14 protein-coding genes are annotated in these 20,564 nt (G+C 72.6%); 6 read left to right on the top strand and 8 right to left on the bottom strand.

The window, feature by feature from the left end; translation table 11 throughout:
* Nucleotides 1–269 precede the first annotated feature (269 nt).
* Both D7I43_RS01270 and D7I43_RS01265 read left to right on the top strand, forming a co-directional pair.
* Nucleotides 270–767 carry a GNAT family N-acetyltransferase gene (locus D7I43_RS01270; RefSeq protein WP_120326467.1) on the top strand — a complete coding sequence of 166 codons (498 nt, stop codon included), beginning with the start codon at nt 270–272 and terminating at the stop codon, nt 765–767.
* 73 nt (nt 768–840) lie between these two features.
* Complete coding sequence (locus tag D7I43_RS01265; RefSeq protein ID WP_120326466.1) at nt 841–1,032, top strand: ribonuclease; 192 nt, start codon at nt 841–843, stop codon at nt 1,030–1,032.
* An 84-nt stretch (nt 1,033–1,116) separates the two neighbouring features.
* Here the strand turns inward: D7I43_RS01265 and D7I43_RS01260 are convergent, their stop codons facing one another.
* From D7I43_RS01260 to D7I43_RS01240, 5 genes are all read right to left on the bottom strand, one after another.
* A complete protein-coding gene (locus tag D7I43_RS01260; protein ID WP_120326465.1) occupies nt 1,117–2,100 on the bottom strand; it encodes a hypothetical protein in 984 nt (327 codons plus the stop codon).
* A 32-nt stretch (nt 2,101–2,132) separates the two neighbouring features.
* The gene (locus D7I43_RS01255) at nt 2,133–3,602 is read right to left on the bottom strand and encodes an OmpL47-type beta-barrel domain-containing protein (protein WP_420870178.1); all 1,470 of its coding nucleotides are present in this window, start codon (nt 3,600–3,602) and stop codon (nt 2,133–2,135) included.
* Between the two features lie 62 nt (nt 3,603–3,664).
* Nucleotides 3,665–7,594: a ThuA domain-containing protein gene (locus D7I43_RS01250; RefSeq protein ID WP_120326463.1), complete on the bottom strand. Its 3,930-nt coding sequence runs from the start codon at nt 7,592–7,594 to the stop codon at nt 3,665–3,667.
* 17 nt (nt 7,595–7,611) lie between these two features.
* Nucleotides 7,612–8,613 (bottom strand): multicopper oxidase domain-containing protein, encoded by a 1,002-nt coding sequence (locus D7I43_RS01245; RefSeq protein ID WP_120326462.1) that lies wholly within the window; start codon nt 8,611–8,613, stop codon nt 7,612–7,614.
* A gap of 281 nt (nt 8,614–8,894) precedes the next feature.
* Nucleotides 8,895–9,791: a thioredoxin family protein gene (locus D7I43_RS01240; RefSeq protein WP_120326461.1), complete on the bottom strand. Its 897-nt coding sequence runs from the start codon at nt 9,789–9,791 to the stop codon at nt 8,895–8,897.
* A 500-nt stretch (nt 9,792–10,291) separates the two neighbouring features.
* On the opposite strand from D7I43_RS01240, the gene D7I43_RS01235 reads away from it, so the two are divergent.
* The 3 genes from D7I43_RS01235 to D7I43_RS01225 all read left to right on the top strand — a co-directional run bounded on the left by D7I43_RS01235 (nt 10,292) and on the right by D7I43_RS01225 (nt 16,126).
* Nucleotides 10,292–12,814, top strand: coding sequence for a M14 family metallopeptidase (locus tag D7I43_RS01235; protein ID WP_158610056.1), 2,523 nt, complete (start codon nt 10,292–10,294; stop codon nt 12,812–12,814).
* Between the two features lie 204 nt (nt 12,815–13,018).
* The gene (locus D7I43_RS01230; RefSeq protein WP_147427217.1) at nt 13,019–14,917 is read left to right on the top strand and encodes a CocE/NonD family hydrolase; all 1,899 of its coding nucleotides are present in this window, start codon (nt 13,019–13,021) and stop codon (nt 14,915–14,917) included.
* Nucleotides 14,918–15,220: 303 nt separating this feature from the next.
* Nucleotides 15,221–16,126 carry a siderophore-interacting protein gene (locus tag D7I43_RS01225; RefSeq protein ID WP_120326458.1) on the top strand — a complete coding sequence of 302 codons (906 nt, stop codon included), beginning with the start codon at nt 15,221–15,223 and terminating at the stop codon, nt 16,124–16,126.
* A 30-nt stretch (nt 16,127–16,156) separates the two neighbouring features.
* Here D7I43_RS01225 and D7I43_RS01220 read toward each other — a convergent pair whose 3' ends face one another.
* The 3 genes from D7I43_RS01220 to D7I43_RS01210 form a co-directional block, all read right to left on the bottom strand.
* Complete coding sequence (locus D7I43_RS01220; RefSeq protein ID WP_120326457.1) at nt 16,157–16,735, bottom strand: Dps family protein; 579 nt, start codon at nt 16,733–16,735, stop codon at nt 16,157–16,159.
* Nucleotides 16,736–16,895: 160 nt separating this feature from the next.
* Nucleotides 16,896–17,621: an ATP-binding protein gene (locus tag D7I43_RS01215; protein ID WP_120326456.1), complete on the bottom strand. Its 726-nt coding sequence runs from the start codon at nt 17,619–17,621 to the stop codon at nt 16,896–16,898.
* A gap of 154 nt (nt 17,622–17,775) precedes the next feature.
* Nucleotides 17,776–18,408 (bottom strand): MarR family winged helix-turn-helix transcriptional regulator, encoded by a 633-nt coding sequence (locus D7I43_RS01210; RefSeq protein ID WP_120326455.1) that lies wholly within the window; start codon nt 18,406–18,408, stop codon nt 17,776–17,778.
* Between the two features lie 178 nt (nt 18,409–18,586).
* Between D7I43_RS01210 and D7I43_RS01205 the strand changes: the two genes are divergently transcribed.
* Nucleotides 18,587–20,116 (top strand): metallophosphoesterase family protein, encoded by a 1,530-nt coding sequence (locus tag D7I43_RS01205; protein WP_120326454.1) that lies wholly within the window; start codon nt 18,587–18,589, stop codon nt 20,114–20,116.
* Nucleotides 20,117–20,564: the final 448 nt, after the last annotated feature.

Here is a 20,564-nt window from a genome sequence, read left to right as displayed (position 1 = left end):
CGGCTGCGGGCGTCCCGCCGGAATGGCGGATCGACCTGCGCCGGGATGCATCGCGATGATCCGGGGCTCGTGGGCCCAGACGCTAATGGCCGCCGCGCGGGCGTGTTAAGAACGAGTTACGGATGCGCCCATCCGGATCCCGAATTACCGCTGCCGGAGCTGGATGGAGCCGCCACCTCCGACGGTGGTCGTGCGCGGCAGATTACGAATGACGTCAGTGGATATGTCAGGAATTCACCGCCGGCCCCCACAAGAAACGGAGTCCGCTGATGGCCGACCTCACCATCCGACCGATGACCGCAGACGACGCGGACCGGGTGCTGGCGATCTACCAGGCCGGCCTCGACGGCGGGAACGCCAGCTTCGAGACCGTCGCGCCGACGTGGACGGCGTTCGACGCCGGCCGGCTGGCCGACCACCGGTTCGTGGCGGTCGACGGTGACGGGACCGTGCTGGGGTGGGTGGCCGTCTCACCGACCTCGGCCCGCGCGGTCTACGCCGGCGTCGTCGAGCACTCCATCTACGTGGACCCGGCCGCCCAGGGCCGCGGCATCGCCCGGCTCCTCCTGGACGCCCTCATCGCCTCGACCGAGGCGGCGGGCATCTGGACGATCCAGTCGGGGATCTTCCCGGAGAACGCGGCGAGCCTCGCCCTGCACGAGCGGGCCGGCTTCCGGGTGATCGGCACCCGGGAGCGGGTGGGGCGGCACCACGGCCGCTGGCGGGACGTCGTCCTGCTGGAACGCCGGAGCCCCGTCGTCACCTGAGGCCACCGGCCGCGCCGCGCCTCGACCGGTGCGGCCTCCGTTTGCCGGCACGGCCGCGGGGTACCGACGGGGGATGACCACACCTGAGCACAGCCGGCGGCAGCAGGAAGACGACGCACTCGAACGCGGCGAGGTGTATCAGGACGTCGAGGGCAACCGGACGGCCGACCCGCGCGCCGGAGCGGCCAACGCCCACAGCGACGCCGACCGCAACGCCGAACACCTGAGCCGCGGCGAGGTCGGCCCGGGCGTACCCGAGGCGTAGCCCTTCGATACTCGCGGCTTCCTGATCGCGGGCGGATGCGGCTCCGGGCCACGGGCGGCTCGCCGGTGGCCCGGAGCCGGCAGCTCAGAGCCGCGCGACGCCGGCCGCGGCGGCCTCCTGCACCGCCGAGGCGCGGCGGGCCTGCGCCCGCTGCTCTCCGGCGTCCTCCCGGTCGGCGGCGGCCGCGGCCCGGGCCGTCCGGGACGTGGTCGTGGCGCCCGCCTGGTCACCGGTCACGCCACCGCGGATCCGGTTGTTGGCGGCCACCTGGGCGACCGGGTCGTTGGCCGTGAGGGCCAACTGGCCGTCGATGATGTTGTCGTCGACGATGACGCCGCCCGTGGTGCTGCTGATGCTCACGTCCCGGCCCCAGTAGCCGCCGGAGGCGCAGCTGTCGAGGGTGCCGTTCGGTCCCAGTTGCACGCCACCCAGGTTGCCGGCGAAGGTCGCCCGCCCGCGGACCGCGCTGCCGCAGACGACGCTCCCGGTGCTGCTGTTGAGCACCGACAGGGTGCCGTCGACGAACGAGTCGTGCACGTCGGTGTAGTAGGTGCCGGTGCTGTTGACGTTGCGTTCCACCTGGGTGTTGCGGTCGAGCCGGACCTCCCCGGCCCCGACGACGACGTTGCCGGCGATCGTCGACCCCTCCACGAAGAGGAAGCTGTCGATGGTCGCCGAACCCTTCGGTCGCACGGTCACGGCGCCGGTGCGCGCGTCCCTGAGGAACGCGCCGTACCCGCCGGCGGCCAGCACGACCTGACCGCCGATGGTGGTGTCGGTGGCGTCCAGGTAGCCGTCGGCGGCGACGCGCACCTCGCCGCTGACGTTGCCGCCGACGACCACCAGGTTCGCGCCGGCCGCGACGCTCACGTTGCCGGTGATCGTCGTGCCGGTGAGCGTGCAGGACTTGCCGGCGGGCACCAGCAGGTCGTTGGGCACCGTCACGGCGCCGCCGGTGCCGACGCAGTGGGTGACCAGGTCGGCGTGCGCGCTGGGCGCCACCACCAGCAACGAGCCGGCGACGACGGCGCTCACGGTGGCCAGCTTGGTGACGGTACGTCTGGGCATCGCGGTACTCCCTGTGGGTGAGGTTCGATACGTCATGCGCCGATGTCCGATCGGGCCGCGGCCCGGACGATGGCGCCCTGCTGCCGCTTGGTCAGGGTGCCGGCGGTCACGAGGGTGGCCGTGACCGTCTCGACGTGGCGGACGAAGGCCGCGTGGCTCGGGTACGCGGCGCCTTCGTCGATCAGGTCGTTGATCGTGCAGCCGTTGCCGGTGTCGACGTTGGCCACCCCGGTGTCGTCACCGTCGACGACCACCGTGTCCCGCGTGTCCGACCCGGGGCAGGCGTCGGTGCCGTCGGAGACCACGGTGAACGTCACGGACTGCTCGGCGGAGGTGTTCCCGGCGGCGTCGGTCGCCCGGTACCGCAGGGTGTGGGCGCCGGTGGCGCGGACGGAGAGCGGCCCGGCGTACGTCGTCCAGCCACCGGCGTCGAGCGCGTACTCGACGCGCGCGACTCCGGAGTCGTCGTCGGTCGCCGTGACCGTCACCGTCGCGACGCCCACGTACCCGCCGTTCTCGTCCCGCTCCCCGGTGACCGTGGCCGAGACCGTCGGCGGGGTGGTGTCCTCCACCGGCGGGGGAACCACGGTGAAGTGGGCCATCCGCTCCGCCGAGGTGTTGCCGGCGACGTCGGTGGCGCGGTAGTGCAGCATGTGCGTCCCCGGCTCGTCGACCACGACCGGCGCGGTGTACGCGGTGAAGGCGGCCCCGTCGAGCGAGTACTCGATCGACGCGACCCCGGACCGGTCGTCGGTGGCGGTCAGCGTGGCGGTGGCCGTACCGACGTAGTTGCCGTCGCCGTCCGTCTCGCCGGCCAGGTCGGCGGTCACCACCGGCGGGGTGGTGTCCTCCTCGCCGGGCTCGACGACCCGGAACGACACCGACCCGACCTCGCTGGTGTTGCCGGCGTGGTCGGTGGCCCGGAACTGCACCGAGTGGTCGCCGACGGCGGTGACCCGCACCGGCGCGGTGTACGGCTGGAAACTCGTGTCGTCGACCTGGTACTCGACGGTGTCCACCCCCGACCCCGCGTCGGTGGCCGTCACGGTCACCGTGGCGGCGCCGACGTAGTTGCCGTCCTGGTCGCGGTCGCCGCTGACCGTGGCGGCCACCTCGGGCGGTGTGGTGTCGGTGCCGCCGCCGTCGGTCACCACCAGTTCACCGACCATCTGGTCGTGGCCGGGGATGGCGCAGAAGTAGCGGTAGCGGCCGGGGCTCAGGGTCACGGTCACCTCGTGCCGCCCGTCGCTCGGGTCGTACGGGTTGGCGAGGATGTTCACGGTGACGTCGTGGTTGTAGCCCTCCGTGGTGGTGTCGAACGTCAACGTGTGCGGCATACCGGTGGTGTTGCCGGTGGCCGCGCTGTTCTCGAAGACGATCGTCGTCTGGCCGGCCACGACCTGGGTGGGCGCGGACTTGTAGCGGGTGATGTCGTCGTCGGCGGTCCAGGTCAGCACCTGCTCGGCGACGCGCGGGGCGGCCGTGGCGGACCCACCGGCCATCGGGAGCACCGCGAGCAGGAGGGCGGCCAGCACCGCTGTCAGTCGTCTGTTCATGCCGTCTCCTAGAGTTCGCGCACGCGGATGTTGCGGAACTCGATCAGGTCGTTGTCGCCGTGGTTCTGCAGCCCGACGAAGCCGCGGAGGAACTGCCGCAGGTCGGTCGGCGGGTCACCGGCCCGCGAGGACTGCTTGCCCGGGGTGTTGTCGAACTCGTTGATCACCACGCCGTTGCGGACGATCGTGTAGTGCTGCCCGACGACCCGGATCTCGTAGTCGTTCCACTGCTCCTTCGGGGTGGCGCCGGCCTGGGCGAGCGGCACCGGGTCGAAGTTGTAGACCGAGCCCGTCTTCTGCGGCTCGCCGCTCTCACCGTCGTAGATCTGGATCTCGTGGCCGCAGTAGATGGCCACCCACGCCGGTGAGGTGCGGGCCGACCCGACGGTGCCGCAACTGCCGGGCGGGCGCTCCTCCAGCGGGATCCGCGGATCGGGGAACCGGGTGAGGACCCCGCTGTTGGCGCGGCCCGTGCCCGGCGCGATGTCCCGGAACTGGAGCTTCAGCGAGAAGTCGGCCAGCTCCCTGGTGTGCCAGAGCATGCCCAGCCCGCCGCTGGACCGCAGCGACCCGTCCGGCTGGATGCCGAACGACCCGGACGGCGCCTGCTGCCAGCCGCGCAGCGACCCGGCCGTGCCGTCGAAGAGCGGCTCGTACCCCGTGTGCCCCTCCCGGCCGATCGGCGAGCCGGCGGCCAGGCGGGTCAGCGTGCCGACCTCGCGGCCGGTGAGCAGGCCGTCGTCCTGCAACGCGCGGGCCACCGTGGTGACGTGCCGCACGAAGGCGTCGTGGCTCGGCCAGGTGCTCTCGTCGTCGATCAGGTCGTTGGCCGTGCAGCCCTGCCCGACCGTGCGGCTCGGCACCCCGGTGTCGGTGTCGCCGAGCCAGACGGTCTCCCGCCGGTCCGGCACCGCGCAGCCCACCGTGACCGTGGTCCGCACCGTGGCCGTCTCGCCGTCGGCGTAGCGGACCGTCAGGCTCGCCGGGTAGGTGCCGACCCGGGCGTACGTGTGCCGCGGGTTCGCCTCGGTCGACGTCGCGCCGTCGCCGAACTCCCAGCGGTAGCTGACGCCGCCCGAGCGGGAGCCGGTGAAGGCCATGGTCAACGGCTTGTTCTGGACGGCCACCGCGTTCGCGGCCGGCGCCGGAGTCGGCGCCCCACCCGTGTAGACGACACGGACGAGCTTCTGGTTGGGGTGCAGGCTGAAGAACCCGCCGCCGTAGTCGAGCATGTAGAGGGCGCCGTCCGGCCCGAACTTGGCGTCCATCCAGCTCTGCAGGCGGTTGTCGCCGTTGCCGCCGGGGATGATGGCCCGCAGCGACTCGGCGAACACCGGCGGTTCGGCGCGCGGCACGCCGGCCGGGTCGACGGTGACGGCCACCCGGTTGTTGGCGTTCGACTGGTCACCGATGAGCCACTTGTCGTCCCAGTGCTCCGGCCAGGCGACGCCGCTGCCGGTGTCGACCCGGTCGCGGTGGTACGTCGGACCGGACATGACGGCCTGCCCGCCGCCCCGCAGGTACGGCTGGGTGTAGGTGGCGTCGGCGGCCACGTACGTCGGGAGGCCGCTGCCGTCCGCGCGCTTCGGGAAGACCGGCCCGCCGCCGTCGGGGGAGTACCAGATCATGTTGTCCCGCGCGGGCGGGATGTCGACCAGGCCGGTGTTGCGCGGGGACTCGTTGCGCAGGTTGTCGCAGTCGTACCAGCCGGTGAGCACGCTCGCGTCGGTGTTGCTGCGGTCGCGGTACGGCTGCCGGTTGCCCATGCAGTACGGCCAGCCCTGGTTGCCGGCGGAGGTGATGATGGTGGCCGTCTCGTACTTGGCCGGACCCAGTTCCGGGCTCGGCGACGAGGCGTCCGGGCCCACCCAGCCGGCGGTCAGCCACTGGCGCTCCGGGTCGACCTGGAGGCGGGCGATGTTGCGTACGCCCATCACGTAGATCTCCGGCCGGGTCTTCGGGGTGCCCGGCGGGAACAGGTTGCCCTCCGGGATGGTGTACGTGCCGTCCGGCTCCGGGTGGATCCGGATGATCTTGCCGGCGAGGTCGTTGGTGTTCCCCGAGGTGCGGCGGGCGTCCTGGAACGAGATGCCCGCGTACTCCCGGGTCCAGTTGTTGCCGGAGTAGCCCTGCGAGCCCTCGGAGGAGTTGTTGTCCCCGGAGCCCACGTACAGGTTGCCCTCGGCGTCGAAGGCCATCCCGCCGCCGGCGTGGCAGCAGCTGTGGATCTGCACCGGGAACCGCAGCAGGTCCTTGCGCGTGGCCTGGTCGATGGTCTGCGCCTGCCGGTCGTAGGTGAACCGGGAGATGGTGCGCTGCCCGATCCGCTTCTCCCGGTCGATCGACTCGTGCGGCATCCAGTACACGTAGAGCCATCCGTTGTCGGCGAACGCGGGGTCGGGCACGATCCCGAGCAGCCCCTCCTCGTTCTTCACCAGCTCCGAGCCGCTGCCCCGGTTGCCCATCACCTGAAGGGTGGTGAGCAGCTTGACCTGCCGGGTACGCGGATCCCAGGAGTGGATGGTGCCGCAGCCCAGGCCGACGTCCGGGTCGTCCCAGTCGGGGATCGGGCCGGTCGGGCAGGCGGCCTTGCCGACGTAGAACACGGTGCCGTCCGGCGCGATGGTCAGCCCGTGTGGCTCGCCGATCTGGTCGAGCTGGCCGGGCTGGTTGGCGGCGGTCAGCCGCTCGATCCGGTAGTTCGCGGCGATCGTCGCCTGGCAGTCGCCGCGGACGCGGCCGGTCGTCCAGTCGAGGGCCCCGGCCAGGTGCGCGCGGAAGGCGTCCTCGCCGTAGCTGCCCTCGGTGTGGCCCATGCCGGTGTAGAACGACCGGCCGCCCTCGTAGTCCCGGCACCAGGAGACCGGGTGGAAGGGACCGTTGGCGCCGGGGCCCGGGTCGTAGTGGCGTTCCTCCACCTGGGCGACCGTGTGGACGGTGCCGATGGGGTTCGGGTCCCAGTTGTCCCAGCGGTCCGACCGGGTGAGCGTCATCGGCAGCGACGCGGTGGCCGGGTGGTGCCGGTCCACGATGTCGACCACTGCCCGGTTCACGGGAGGCCGCTGCGGCGGGATCGCGTTGTCCGTGAACAGCCGCAGGTCCGCGAGCTGGGTCAGGGGCTCGCCGCTGTTCGCCGTGACGTTGAGCCGGTAGTGCGTGAACTCCCGGGGCGTGGCGATGTCGAACCGGCGGGTCTGGAAGCGCTCGGCGAAGGTCTGCCCCGTCCGCCGGTCGAGGTCGGTCCAGCTCTGGCCGTCCGCCGAGCCCTGCAACGTCCAGTCCCTCGGGTCGCGCCCGGGGGAGTCGTTGGCCGAGGTGAGGGCGTACCCGGTGATCCGCTTGGGCGCGCTCAGCTCGTAGGCGACCCAGGCCGTCGGCGTCCGGGCGAGCCACTTGGTGCCGGAGTCGCCGTCGGTCAGCTTCTCCTTCGTCTCGTTGGGCGGGTTCTCGCCGCTCGCGGTCACCCGGGCCACCGGCTCGGCGACCGGGATGGCGCCGGCCGGGCGGCTGCCGATGAGGCCGGTGAACCACGTGGAGTCGACCTGGGCGCGGGCGGCGTCGGCGATGCCGAGGAAGCCACCGCCGTCCTTCATGTAGGTCTGTAGCGCCGACTCCTGCTCACGGTTGAGCTCGGCGCCGGTCGCGGAGAGGAAGACCACGCTGCGGTAGCTCGCGAGGCCGGCCGGGGTGAACACCTTCGGGTCCGTGCTGACCGTGACCGCCATGTCGTGGTCGGCGGCCAGGTCCCTGATGGCCGCCACGGCGCGGGCCACGGGATCCTGCTGCTGCGCCGCGGGCCCGTGGAAGACGAGGACCCTGGTCGGGTCGTCCGGCGCCGCCTGCGGCGCGGTCCGTGGTGCGGCTGCCGCCGTGGTTGCCGGCAGCAGGGTCGCGGTCGCCGCCAGCGCGGCGAGCGCTCGTCGTACGTTTCTGGTCATCGCCGTGCACCCTTCCGTCATCGACCGTGCTGGTGGGTGTGGCCCCGGAACCGGTGGATCGCCTCCTCCGCGCCGGGCGGCATGCTGCCGTCGGCGTTGCGCACCAGGAAGAGCCCGACCATTCCGCCGTCGGAGTGGTTCTGCACGTGGCAGTGGTACATCCACACCCCGGGCCCGACGCCCTCGCCGGCCAGCACCTGGAAGCCGAACGAGCTGCCCGGGTTGAGGTCCTTGTTGTCGATCACCTGGCTCGGGTCGCTGGGGCCCTCGAGCATTCCGGTGCGGTTGTCGGCCCACCGGTGCGCGTGCAGGTGGAAGGTGTGGAAGAGGTTGCCGTGCCCGATGGCGATCCATTCCACCCGCTGGCCCAGGTTCGCCTCGAACATCGGCGTGTCCGGCGCCATCCGGTTGTTGATCGTCATGTCGTGGAACACGACGGTGAACTGCTTCTCGGGCAGGATGTCGCCGCGACGGCGGACGATCAGCGCGCCGTACAGCCCCTTGGCCACCCCGGCCGTGCCGTGGTCGGTGCCCATGGCGTGGTCGTGGTAGTGCCAGTAGCCGGCGCTGCCCGGCATGAACCGTCGGCCCGACGCCGCGAACATCTCCCGGGACCGCCACACGTACGTGCGGGTCTCGCCCGGATCGTTGTAGGAGGCGTTGAGCGGGCTGCCGTCGGAGTCGGTGCTGTAGTCCACGCCGTGCGGGTGGATGGACAGCCGCTGGTTGGTGGTGTTGACCAGGGTGATCTCCAGGGTGTCACCCTCGTACATCTCGAGCACCGGGCCGGGCACGGTGGCCTGACCTGGTGCCAGGCCGTAGCCGTACAGCCCGCCCGGTAGCTGCTCGGCGTAGAGGGTGACTCGCTTCGTGACCCCGGCGCTGGCTCGTGCCGGACCGGTGAGGGGAGTGCCGACCGCGGGCGCGGCCACGCCCATCGCTCCGGCGGCGAGCACGCCGGTGGTCATCAGGGATCTGCGGGACAGGTGACGGGGTGAGCTGAGGGCAGGGTCGTCCATAGGACTCCGTTCACGACCGGGCCGGCCCGCGACAAGGAAGGGCGCGGCGATCGTCGAGCGGGGTGGATCGCGCGCCCTCGTGCCACCTTCTCTCGGGGAGCCCAGAACTTTCGTCGAACGACGAGAATCTATCTATGGCATCGACGAAAGTAAAGGCGTTGGCGGGGAAAGCCGGTTTCCGCTTTCACGCGGACAGCTCCGGACGGGCGGGCACCGGGCGTGCGGCACCGCCGGGCAGCTCCTGCGCGGGGCCGTCCCGACGGCGCGGGCCCGTCGCCGCGCTACGGGCCGAAGGTGAAGACGTACGCCCGGAATCCGGGTTGGTCGGTGACGAGCGTCAGCACCCGGTCGCCGCGCGACGCGCCGGCGACGAGCCGGAACATGGCGGCCCGGTCGACGTGCGCCACCCCGTCCGGGTCGACGTCGGCGCCGCGCTCGCCGTCGAGGGGTCGCCCGTCGAGCAGCACCCGCACGGCGGCCCGGCCGGACGGCCCCGGATGGGCCACGAGGTTCACCTCGCCGGCGTTGAACGGCAGGGTGATCTCGCCGGTGCCGCCGGCGAGCTCGACGTGGTCACCGCTCGTCCGCCACTCGCCGGACAGGCGTACCGAGCCGGGCACCCGCCGGTCCGCGCCGATGTACGTCTCCTCCGTCACGTCGGCGTACGACGGCTGCTCGGTCGCGGCGAACCGAGCGGCCTCCGGGGTGACCGGGGGCAGGTCGACGCCGGGCGCCCGGTCGACGAGCAGCTCGCGGATCCGCGCCTCCGTCCGGTCGTACTCGCCCTCGCCGATCCACCGGGCGGCGAGCCTGCCGCCTGCGTCGAAGAGGTACCGGGCCGGCCACGCGAAGTTGCCGAGGGCCTCCCACACCCGGAAGTCGTTGTCGAGCGCGACCGGGTAGGTGAGGCCGTGCTCCCGGACGCCCCGCTCGATGGTGGCGGCGTCCCGGCCGAACGCGAACTCGGGAGCGTGCAGGCCCACGACGCTCAGGCCGAGGTCGGCGTAGTCCCGGTGCCAGGCCCTGAGATAGGGGGACGTGCGGATCCAGTTGACGCAGGTGTACTCCCAGATGTCGAGCAGCACCACCCGGCCGCGCAGCGCCTCGGGGGTCAGCGGCGGGGAGTTCACCCACCGCTCGACCTCCAGCGGCGGGATCCGCGGGGTGTCGTCGCTCATCGCGGCGACCGGGCGGCGGCCCGGACGTCGTGCGCGGTCGGCGCCAGCGCTGCCGTCGACATGGGACTCCACATCCTTCCCGTCACCTGGAGACGCCGGGGTCGCGGGGGCGACCGGGAGCGCGCGTGCGGTCGTGAGGGGTGAGGTGGGGCGGACGCGACAGCGGTCTCGCGGGCGGGCCGGCGGTCGGCCGGCGCGCGCGGTGGGGGCCTGCCGGCGCACGCCCAGCGTAGCGGGACACCCGGCTCCGCGAGCCGGAAACGGCCCCACCCAGCTCCCCGACGCCGCCCCGGCCAGCCTCAAGATTTCCTCAATTGCCCGCGTCCGCGTTCCACACATCGATCGCAGTCTGTTGAATCGAGCTCATCCGATCTGGCGCGGCCGCCCCTGTCGGTCCCTTTCCGTCGTCCCACGTGCTGTGAATGGGGTGTCAGGTGAAACGAAGACTGTCTCGGACGGCGGTTCCCGTCGCGTGCGTACTGGCGTTGATCGGTACGCCGGTGCTGACGTCGGGAGCCGTCGCCACCGCCCGGGACCGCGTGCCGAAGCCCGAGTCCGTGATCGGCTGGGTGCCCTGCGCGGACTACAAGCTGGCGACGTACGAGCAGATCGCCGACTACTACCGCAAGCTCGACAAGGCCAGTGACCGGATGAAGCTGGTCGAGATCGGAAAGACCAGCGAGGGCCGGCCGCAGCTCATGGCGATCGTCTCCGCCGAGAAGAACCTGAAGGACAAGGAACTCGAGCGTTACCGGCAGACGTCGGTACGGCTGTCGCAGGGCGACGGACTGTCCGAGTCGGAGGCGAAGGCCCTCGCCAAGAGCGGCAAGGCCATCGCCTGGGTCGACTTCGGCATCCACTCGACCGAGGTGGCCGGTCACCAGACCGCCCCGCAGTTCGCGTACGACCTGGTGACCAGCGAGACGCCGGAGGCGCGGGCGATCCGGGAGAACGTCATCACGCTGCTGGTGCCGAACGTCAACCCGGACGGCGGCACGAAGGTCGCCGAGTGGTATCGGAAGAACCTGGGCGGGCCGTACCAGGACGCCAACTACCCGGAGCTGTACCAGAAGTACGCCGGGCACGACAACAACCGTGACTGGTACATGTTCAACCTGCAGGAGACGCAGAACGTCGGGCGCCAGCTGTTCCACGAGTGGATCCCGCAGGTCATGCACAACGTGCACCAGACCGCCGTCTTCCCGGCCCGGATCAGCATCCCGCCCTACGAGGACCCGCTGAACCCGAACATCCACCCGCAGGTGGTCCGCGGCGTGAACCTCGTGGGCGACGCCATGGGGCAGCGGCTCGAACGCGAGGACAAGGGTGGCGCGCTGGCGCGTCAGTCGTACGACATCTGGTGGAACGGCGGTGCCCGGACGGCCCCGTACTACCACAACCAGATCGGCATCCTCACCGAGACGGCGCACGCCTCGGCGACGCCGCGGGTGTACGACCCGGCGACCTTCCCGAAGACCTTCGCGGACGGCACCTCGACCAGCGAGCCGTCGGTGTTCTACCCGAGCCCGTGGAAGGGCGGCGAGTGGCACCTGTCGCAGAGCTGCGACTACATCAAGACGGCGTCGTGGGCGATGCTGCGGGTCGCCAGCGACGACCGCGAGGCGCTGCTCACCGGCGTGGCGAAGATGGCCCGGGACGGCGCCCGCAACGGCGCCGGCACGACCTACGTGATCCCGGCCGACCAGGCGGACTTCCCGACCGCCACGAAGCTGGTGGACAAGCTGCGGTGGAACAACATCCAGGTCGAGAAGGCGGTCAGCGCGTTCCGGGTGGGCGAGCGCACCTACCCGGCCGGCAGCTACCTCGTGCGTGAGGGCCAGCCGTACCGGGCGGCGGTCCTGGACCTGCTCAACCCGCAGCGGTACCCGGACCGCCGGCTCTACCCCGGCGGGCCGCTGGAGCCGCCGTACGACATCACCGGCTACACGCTGTCGTTCCAGATGGGCGTCACGGTCGACAAGCTCGACGAGCCCGTACGGGCCAGGACCGTGCGGGTCGACTGGCCGGCCGTGCCGAAGGGCGTGGTCGCGGGCGCGCCGCGGTACGCGTACGCCCTCGACCCCCGGGTGAACGACAGTGCCACTGCCGTGAACGCGCTGCTGGCGGCCGGCGACAAGGTCTCCCGCAGCACGGGTGAGGTGACCACCCGGACCGGCAAGCTGCCGGCCGGCACGTTCCTGGTCACGCGCGGGACCGGCACCGACAAGCGGGTGACCGACCTCGCCACGAGGCTCGGCCTCAGCATCGCGGCGGTGGACGCGAAGCCGGCGAAGGTGACCGCGCTCGCGGCACCCCGGATCGGCCTGTACGACGGGTTCAACAACTACGACGAGGGGTGGACCCGGCTGATCCTGGAGCAGTTCGGCTTCGGGTTCGAGAAGCTGACGAACGCCGCGGTCCGCGCCGGCGACCTGCGGGCGAGGTTCGACACGATCGTGCTGCCCGACGCCACGTACAACTCGATGCGCAACGGCCGGGCGGCCGGCTCGCTGCCGCCGGAGTACACCGGCGGCATGACCGACGCCGGCGTCGCCAACCTCCGGAGGTTCGTCGAGGCCGGGGGCACGCTGGTGACGCTGAACCGGGCGGCCCAGCTGCCGATCGCGGCGTTCGACGTGCCGGTCCGGGACGTCACCGACGGGGTGCCGGAGACGGAGTACAACATCCCGGGCTCGGTGCTGAACCTCGACGTCGACGGCGACGACCCGGTCGGCGCCGGCTTCGGGCGGGACACGTCGGCGTTCGTCGCCGACGGCCCGGCGTTCGAGGTCGCCGAGGGCGCCAAGGGCGTCACGGTGGCGGCCACCTGGCCGAAGACCAACCTGCTGAAGAGCGGTTTCCTCCTCGGCCAGGATGTCATCGGCGGCAAGGCCGCGGTGGTGACCGCGGAGGTGGGCGACGGTCAGGTGGTGATGATCGGCTTCAAGCCGCAGCACCGGGCGCAGTCGCACGGCACCTACCGCCTGCTCTTCAACGCGATGTACCTGGGTGGCCAGGGCTGACCTGACGGCGGCGCGGGGGCCGGGCACCGTGTGGGTGCCCGGCCCTCGGCCGTCCGCCCCCGCGGCGCGCCGGCGTCACGTCATTTGACGGGCGAAGCGGTAGCGCAGCGGCACGACTTCGCTACATCCGGTCGTTGACCTCGACGATCAATATTGACGAGGATGTATCGATCATGTGCCTCGGGAGCTGACGGAGGTGGGGGCATGGGATTTGTACGGCGATTGGTCGCCGTGGGAACGGTCGTCGGGGTGGCGGTCATGGGCGCGCCCGTGGCGGCGGGCGCGGCACCACCCGGGATCGTGATCGAGAACGGCGTGACCCAGCCGGTCTTCTCGTACGACGACGCCATCCAGGAGGTCGTCTACGTCGAGGCGCCGATGGACAGCGACGGTGACGGCCGCCGCGACCTGATCGAGGTGGACGTCATCCGGCCGGCCGAGACGGCGGCCGGCATGCGGGTGCCGACCATCATGGAGGCGAGCCCGTACTTCGGCCGCGACGCCGGCGATCCGCCGCCGGACCGGACCCGGGGCTTCCCCGGCTGGTGGGACGAGTACTTCGTCCCGCGGGGCTACGCCATCGTCCAGGTCGAGATGCAGGGCACCGGCCGGTCGTTCGGATGCCCGACCACCGGCGGCGTCGAGGACACGACCAGCATCAAGGCCGTCGTCGACTGGCTCAACGGCCGCGCGCCGGGCTTCCACCACGACGGCAGCGCGGCCGTCGCCGACTGGAGCACCGGCAACGTGGGCATGCAGGGCGTGTCGTACGTCGGCACGCTGCCCAACGCCGTGGCCACGCAGGGCGTGCCCGGCCTGCGGACCGTGGTGCCCATCGCCGCGATCTCCAGCTGGTACCGGTACGTGAACGACCAGGGGGTCGCGTGGTCCACCTGGAGCGAGAACGTCGACTTCCGGTACACGGAGTACCTCGCGGACTACGTCTCCGTCGGACGGACGCTGCCGGGATCGGCGTCGGCGCCGGCCTGCGAGTCGGTCATCACCGGGCTGGGTGACGCGGAGGAGGCCAGCGCCTCCGACTTCACCGCGTTCTGGCAGGAGCGGAGCTACCTGCCGGACGCAAACAAGATCAAGACGGTCGGCACCTCGGTCTTCATGGTGCACGGCCTCACCGACTACAACGTCAAGACCATGCACTTCGCCGACCTGTGGCGTGAGGTCGAGCGGCGCCAGATGCCGCGCAAGATCTGGCTCCACCGGGGCGCCCACGTCAACCCGATGAGCGTCCGGCCCGCGGAGTGGCAGGCCGTCATGCACAGGTGGATGGACTACTGGCTGTACGACATCCCGAACGGCGTCATGGACGAGCCGATGGCCGACATCCAGCGGCCGGACGGCAGCTGGGAGACCCACGCGACCTGGCCGGACGCGGGCGCCAAGGAGGTCGCGCTGGGCCTCGGCCCGGCCACGGCCGACGCGGCCGGCACGCTGTCGCTCGACCCGACGACCGGCGGCCCCACGCAGAGCTTCGTGGACGTGGTCGAGTCCCAGGCCGTCAAGATCGGCAACGCCGAGCAGACCAAGCCGGGCCGGCTCGCCTACGTGAGCCCGCCGTTGGCGCGGGACCTGCGTCTGTCCGGGACGCCCGAGCTGTCGGTCCGGATGTCGACGACGGCCGACACCGCGCTGATGTCGGCCCTCCTCGTCGACTACGGGGCGGGCCCGACCGTCACGGTGGCGGGCAAGGAGCCGCTGGACGTGGTCCAGGAGTCCTGCGAGCCCGAGGACGTCGCCAACCGGACCGGGTGCGCCGAGCCGATGGAGACCAGCGTCGAGATCACGCCCGAGCGGGTCCTCTCCTGGGGTCACATCGACGTGAAGAACTCCCCGGACCTGCGGCGCAGCCAGCCGCTGACGCCCGGCGCGCAGTACAACGTGCGGTGGACGACGCTGCCGTCCGAGCACGTGATCCCGGCCGGGCACCGCATCGGCCTCGTCCTCACCGGCAACTACAACGCCAACCCGTCGTCGAACCGGCCCGCGCGCGACGCGGCCGCCGTGGGCAGTGAGATCACGGTGCACCTGAACGGCAGCAAGCTGGTGCTTCCGGTCGTCGGCGGCACGGACGCCCTGGGCTTCTGACCGGGCGCCCGCTCCGGCCGGCGTAGGCCGCCCGTGCGTCCCTCACCGGGGTCGACTCCCTGGTGAGGGACGCACGTGGCGGCGACCGGCGACGACGCCCGGCGCGACTCCGCCGTTCGGGTGGTTCCTCACGGGGACGTCACCGTGCCCTTGACTGATCATCAAGTGCTTAGCTTAGCCTAACCTCATGTCGAACGCGCTGACGTCGACCGGCCGGGAGCCGAGCCTCCGGGGTGCCGGCCTCGACCTGGGTCATCAGAGAACGGCCGTGGTGCACGGCGCGACTCGATCGAGAGAGGAACGATGACCCAGACCCTGCCCATCGCGCCGTGGCGCGTCTTCGCCGTCGAGGTCCGGGCGGTACGCCGGCTCAGCCCGTCGTTCGTGCGGGTCACGTTCACCGGACCCGACCTCGACCGGTTCGCCGACAACGGCTACGACCAGCGGATCAAGCTGGCGCTGCCGCTGCCCGGCCAGCAGGGTGTGCGCCTGCCGGAGGGCCCCGACTGGTACCGCCGGTGGCGGGCCCTGCCCGACCACCTGCGCCACCCCATCCGCACGTACACCGTCCGGGCCGTGCGGCCGCACCTCGCCGAGGTCGACGTCGACCTGGTCCTGCACGGCGACGGAGGCCCGGCCTCCCGGTGGGCGCACGCGGCCCGCCCGGGGGACGAGATCGCCATCCTCGGTCCGGACTCCCGCTACACGGGCGACCACGGAGGCATCGAGTTCCGGCCGCCGTCGACCGGGCGGCTCCTGCTCGCGGGGGACGAGACCGCCGCACCCGCGATCGGTGCCATCCTGGAACGCCTGCCGCTGGACGCGGCCGGCCGGGCGTTGATCGAGGTGCCCACCGCCGAGGACGCGCTGCCGCTGGTGGCGCCGCCCGGTGTCGAGGTGACCTGGCTGGCCCGGGGCGCCGGCGGGTACGGCAGCCGGCTCGTTCCGGCCGTCGTCGCCGCCGCGGCGGACCTCGTCGACGGTCCCGCGCCGGCCGCCGCCGGGCCGGTGGCCGACGTCGACGTGGACGCCGAGATCCTCTGGGAGGTGCCCGACCCGGTGCCGGCGGCGCCGGTGTACGCGTGGCTGGCGGGCGAGGCCGGCGTCATCCGTACGCTGCGCCGGCACCTGGTGGGGGAGCGGGGCCTCGACCGGCGGACGGTGGCGTTCATGGGTTACTGGCGACTGGGCCGCGCCGACGCCGCGTGACCGCCCGCCCGGTGCCGGCCCGGCCGACGGTCAGGCGCGGACGACCGGCGTGTCGACGAGGTGTTCGGCGACGAACCAGGTCTGCAGCTCGTTGGTGCGGATCACGTTCGACACCAGGAGGTCGTTGCTGCCGTCGTCGCCGCCCTCGGCCACCCGGGCCGCCGCGTCGTGCGCGTCGGTGAGGATCATCTCGTGCGCCTCGAGGAGGCGAGACAGCATGCCCGGCACCTCCTCGGCGCCGTCGGGCGGGCGTGGCACCCGGGTCAGCTCGGCCACGTGCCTCGGGTCCCCGACCGCGATGCCGCCGAGCGTCTGGATCCGCTCGGCCACCATGTCGACCAGTTCGAGCTGCTCGCCGGCGTGCTTGTCGAGCAGGAGGTGCAGCTGGTAGAACGTCGGCCCCCGCATGAGCCAGTGGTACTTCTTGTAGAGCGCGTACAGGATGCGGGTGTCGGCGAGGACGCGGTTCAACCGTTCGCACGAGTACATCCGTGCCTCGTACGCGAGGCCGACCGGCAGCTGCCGGACGCTGCCGAAGGCCTGGATCTCCCGGCCGTGCTGGTGCAGCCGGGGTTGGCTGTCCGCGCTGCTCGGCTGTCCGGTCGTCACGCCGCCTCCTCGATGTCCCTGACCTGCCCGTGCCGCCACGGCGGCAGCCGCGCCCGGCCGCCGGAGACGAGCCTAGGCGCGCGGCGGGTCCCCGATGACCGATTCGCGGGCGGGGTGCATCACCCGGGTGACAGGCCGGCGCGGTGACCCGCGGGGTGGCTCAACCGTCCCGGCGGCCCAGGGTGGCCCAGACGGTCTTCCCGTCGGCGAAGGTGAGGAAGCCCCAGCCGGTGGAGAGCGCCCGGACGATCGCGAGGCCGCGTCCGCGCTCGGCGAGGCCCCCGTCGTCGGCCGGCGCCGGGTGCGGCGGCCGGGTCGTGCGGTCGCGGACGCTCAGCCGGAGCACGCCGTCGACGTCCGCCACGGTGAGGTCGAGATCCGTGCCCGCGTGCTGGACGGCGTTGCTGATCAGCTCGGAGACGACCACCAGCGCCTGGTCGGCGATCGCCTCGAAGCCCCAGGCGTGGCAGCAGTCGGCGACGAGCCGCCGGCCGGCGGCGGGGGATTCCCGGTCGTTGGTGAGGTACAGGTGGACCCGGGCCGGCCGTCGCGGTGGGGCGTCCGCGTCCGTCGCGAACATCGCGTGCTGACCGAGCAGCGCCGGCAGGAGCCGGCCGGCGGGCGTCCCGGGGTCCACCGACAGCCGCAGCTCCGGCCCGGCGGTCCGACCCGCGGCCCAGGTGGCCAGCAGGGAGGCCGCCGACATGAGGATCTTCTCCGGCACGCCGTCGAGGTCGACGACCAGGGTCAGGGGGGCGTCGAGGTTGGCGTCGTCGAGCAGGGCGACCAGCCCTTGGCCGGGCCGGCCGTCGTCGGCGGGAGCCACCGTGGTGGACCCGGACGTGAAGTCCCGGCGTACGGACCACCTGAACGGCGCGTCCGTCATGCCGCCAGCGGCGGCCGCGGCACGCCGGCCACGGCCGGGGACGCCGGGTCGGGGGAGCGGAACACCTCACCTCCCGAACGTGCCTGACCTTCGCCGATGGGGCCGTACGATACCTGCACCCGTACAGGTACTCCGGGAACGGGTGGCGCCGCGCTCAGGTGACCACCCCGGGTGGCGGCTCCGCGCAGCGCTCCCACCGTTGCCACCACAGCCGCTCGGTCGGCTCGCCGGAGGCGACCACCAAGCCGTCGATGAACTCGGCCAGTGCGTCGGCCGACACGGCGACCTCGGCCAGTGCGCCCGCCGACCCACGCGTCCCGGCCAGGCCACCGTCCGCGCCGGTCCGGCGGCCGTCCGTGCCGGTCAGGTCCGTGCCGTGCGGGCCGGCGTCCGGGCGCCGGAGGAGGTCGCGGATGTGCGCGGCCCGCCGCCGCATCACCTCGCCCACGAGATCCTTCCCGCTCTCGGTCAGCGCCAGCCAGGTGACACGGCGGTCCGTGGCGCCCTGGTGCCGCACGACGAGGCCCCGGCGCGTCAGGCGGTCGCAGGTGCGGGTCACGGTCGACGGGTGGACGTGCAGGGCGGCGGCCAGGTCGACGGTCCGCAGCGGCCCTCGGGACGCGAGCACGACGATCGTCCGCAACTGGTTCAGCGTGACGTCCACGTCCAGGTCGGCGAGCGTACGGGCGGTGATGCCGACGAGGGCCCGGCTCAGGGCGGCCAGGCTGTCGACGAGTCGTGCGTCGGCCCCCGTTGACGTGCGCGGAGGGTGCACGTACAGGTCCATCGGGCCATGATGGCACGGATGCCCGAAACGGGCCCGGCGACGAGCATCGCCCCTGGTCAGCCGCCTTCGTCCGGCCGTTCGGCGCTGGTCGCCCGCCACTCACGCGACGTACTCTTGGCCGCCACGGAACGCCTGCACCCATGCACGTTCCGGCCGCCAGGGGAGGGGGTGGGGGGCTGTGGCGCACCGTGCCGTCCGCGGTCTGCGGCGAGGGCTCGTCGCCCTGGCCGTCGTCCTCGTCGCCCTCGCCGGAGCGACCGGTGGGACGCTGCTCGCCGGCCGGGTGACCGACGACGTGGGCCCGTTGCGGGTCGAGTTCCAGGTGACGCCGTCGACCGACGGCGGCAGCGAGATCTCGGTGCCGCCGCTGGGCTCGCTCTTCCTCGACACCCACTCCGGGCCGGCCCGGCTCACCGCCCGCCTCGACTCGCTCGACCAACAGCGTGCCGAGGCGCTCATCGACGAACCGGGCGGCCTCGCCGCGGCGGGCGCCTCCGCCCCGCGGGACATCCGGGACGCGCTGGTCCGGCTGAGCCTGCGTACGGTCGCCGTCTCGGTGCTGGTCACCCTGCTGCTCGCCGCGCTGATCTTCCGCTCGACCCGCCGGGCGGCGTGGGCCGGAACCCTCGCCCTGGCCATCACCGGCGGCGCCCTCGGCGCCGCCGCGCTCACCGTGCGACCCGGCGCCATCGCCGAGCCGCGGTACGAGGGACTGCTGGTCAACGCGCCGACCCTGGTCGGTGACGCGCGGCGCATCGCCGACGACTACGCCCGTTACGCCGACCAGTTGCAGCGGCTCGTCGGCAACGTGGGCAAGCTGTACGCGACCATGTCCAGCCTGCCGGTCTACGAGGACACCCCGGAGACCACGCGGATCCTGCACATCTCGGACCTGCACCTCAATCCGGCCGCCTGGCCGGTCATCCGCACCGTGGTCGAGCAGTTCGACATCGGCCTCGTGATCGACACGGGGGACATCACCGACTGGGGCAGCGAGCCCGAGACGTCGTACGTCTCGACGATCGGCCAGCTGGGCGTGCCCTACGTCTACATCCGCGGCAACCACGACTCGGCGGGCACGGCGGCGGCCGTCGCCGCGCAACCGAACGCCGTGGTCCTCGACGACGCCGTCGCCGAGGTCGCCGGTGTGCGGATCGCCGGCATCGGCGACCCGCGGTTCACCCCCGACAAGCAGGAGGCGGACGCCGGCCCGTGGGCGGAGGGGCCGGCCAGCCTCGCCGGCTCCGGCGCCCGGCTCGCGGAGACCGTCCGCGCCGCCGGCGCCCCGGTCGACATCGCCCTCGTGCACGACCCCGCGTCGGCCGAGCCGCTCGCCGGAACGGTGCCGCTGGTCCTGGCCGGGCACACGCACAGCCGGGAGGTGCGCGTCCTGCCCGCACCGGACGGCGGGCCCGGCACCCGCCTCGCCGTGCAGGGTTCCAGTGGCGGCGCGGGCCTGCGTGGGCTGGAGCACGAGGAGCCGACCCCGTTGGCCATGTCCGTCCTCTACCTCGGCCCGGACCACCGCCTCGAGGCGTACGACGACATCCGGGTGGGTGGCACGGGGCTGGCGCAGGTGAGCCTCGACCGGCGGGTGGTCGACTCCGAGGCCCCGGTGGAGGCGGCGGGCACAGGCGCGGGCGCGCCCGGGCCGCCGTCGCCGTCGTCCCCGCCGTCCCCACTGCCGGTCGGCCGCGAACCCGGCTGAGCCGGGGCGGGCGGACGGTGATCTCCCGTGCCGGACGACGCTGGCCACGACCGGCCATCGTGCCGGCCGTGATGGTGTACGACCGCCCGCGGATCGCGGTCCGCGCGCATGTCAGCGGTGGCGGTGCGTCGGTGGCTGATTGCCGGCCAGACGCAGAGCCCGAAGTCGGTCCTGGGCCCATCGCAGCGTCGGGCACGGACCGGTCCGGCCTTCGCACCGTTCGCAGTAGCCGAGGATCCAGTGCCGCCGGATGATCCTCTTGGCTGCCTCCGGCACCCACTCCGCTCGGGACAACTCTCGCTCGACCACGCCCACCTCCAGAACCGGCAGGTCCGGGCACCGAACCCCGTTCAGGTACCCGGACCGTGCAGGGACCGGGCCGACGTGTTGCCGTCCGGACTGCCCTACAGGGACAGCCTTCCTGTCATACCCGTCAGTGTCAAGTCTG

Origin of the sequence: Micromonospora globbae (assembly GCF_003610785.1) — a bacterium.
Taxonomy (GTDB): domain Bacteria; phylum Actinomycetota; class Actinomycetes; order Mycobacteriales; family Micromonosporaceae; genus Micromonospora; species Micromonospora globbae.
The sequence above is the reverse complement of the archived record's forward strand: the minus strand, read 5'-3'. Positions and strand labels throughout refer to the sequence as shown.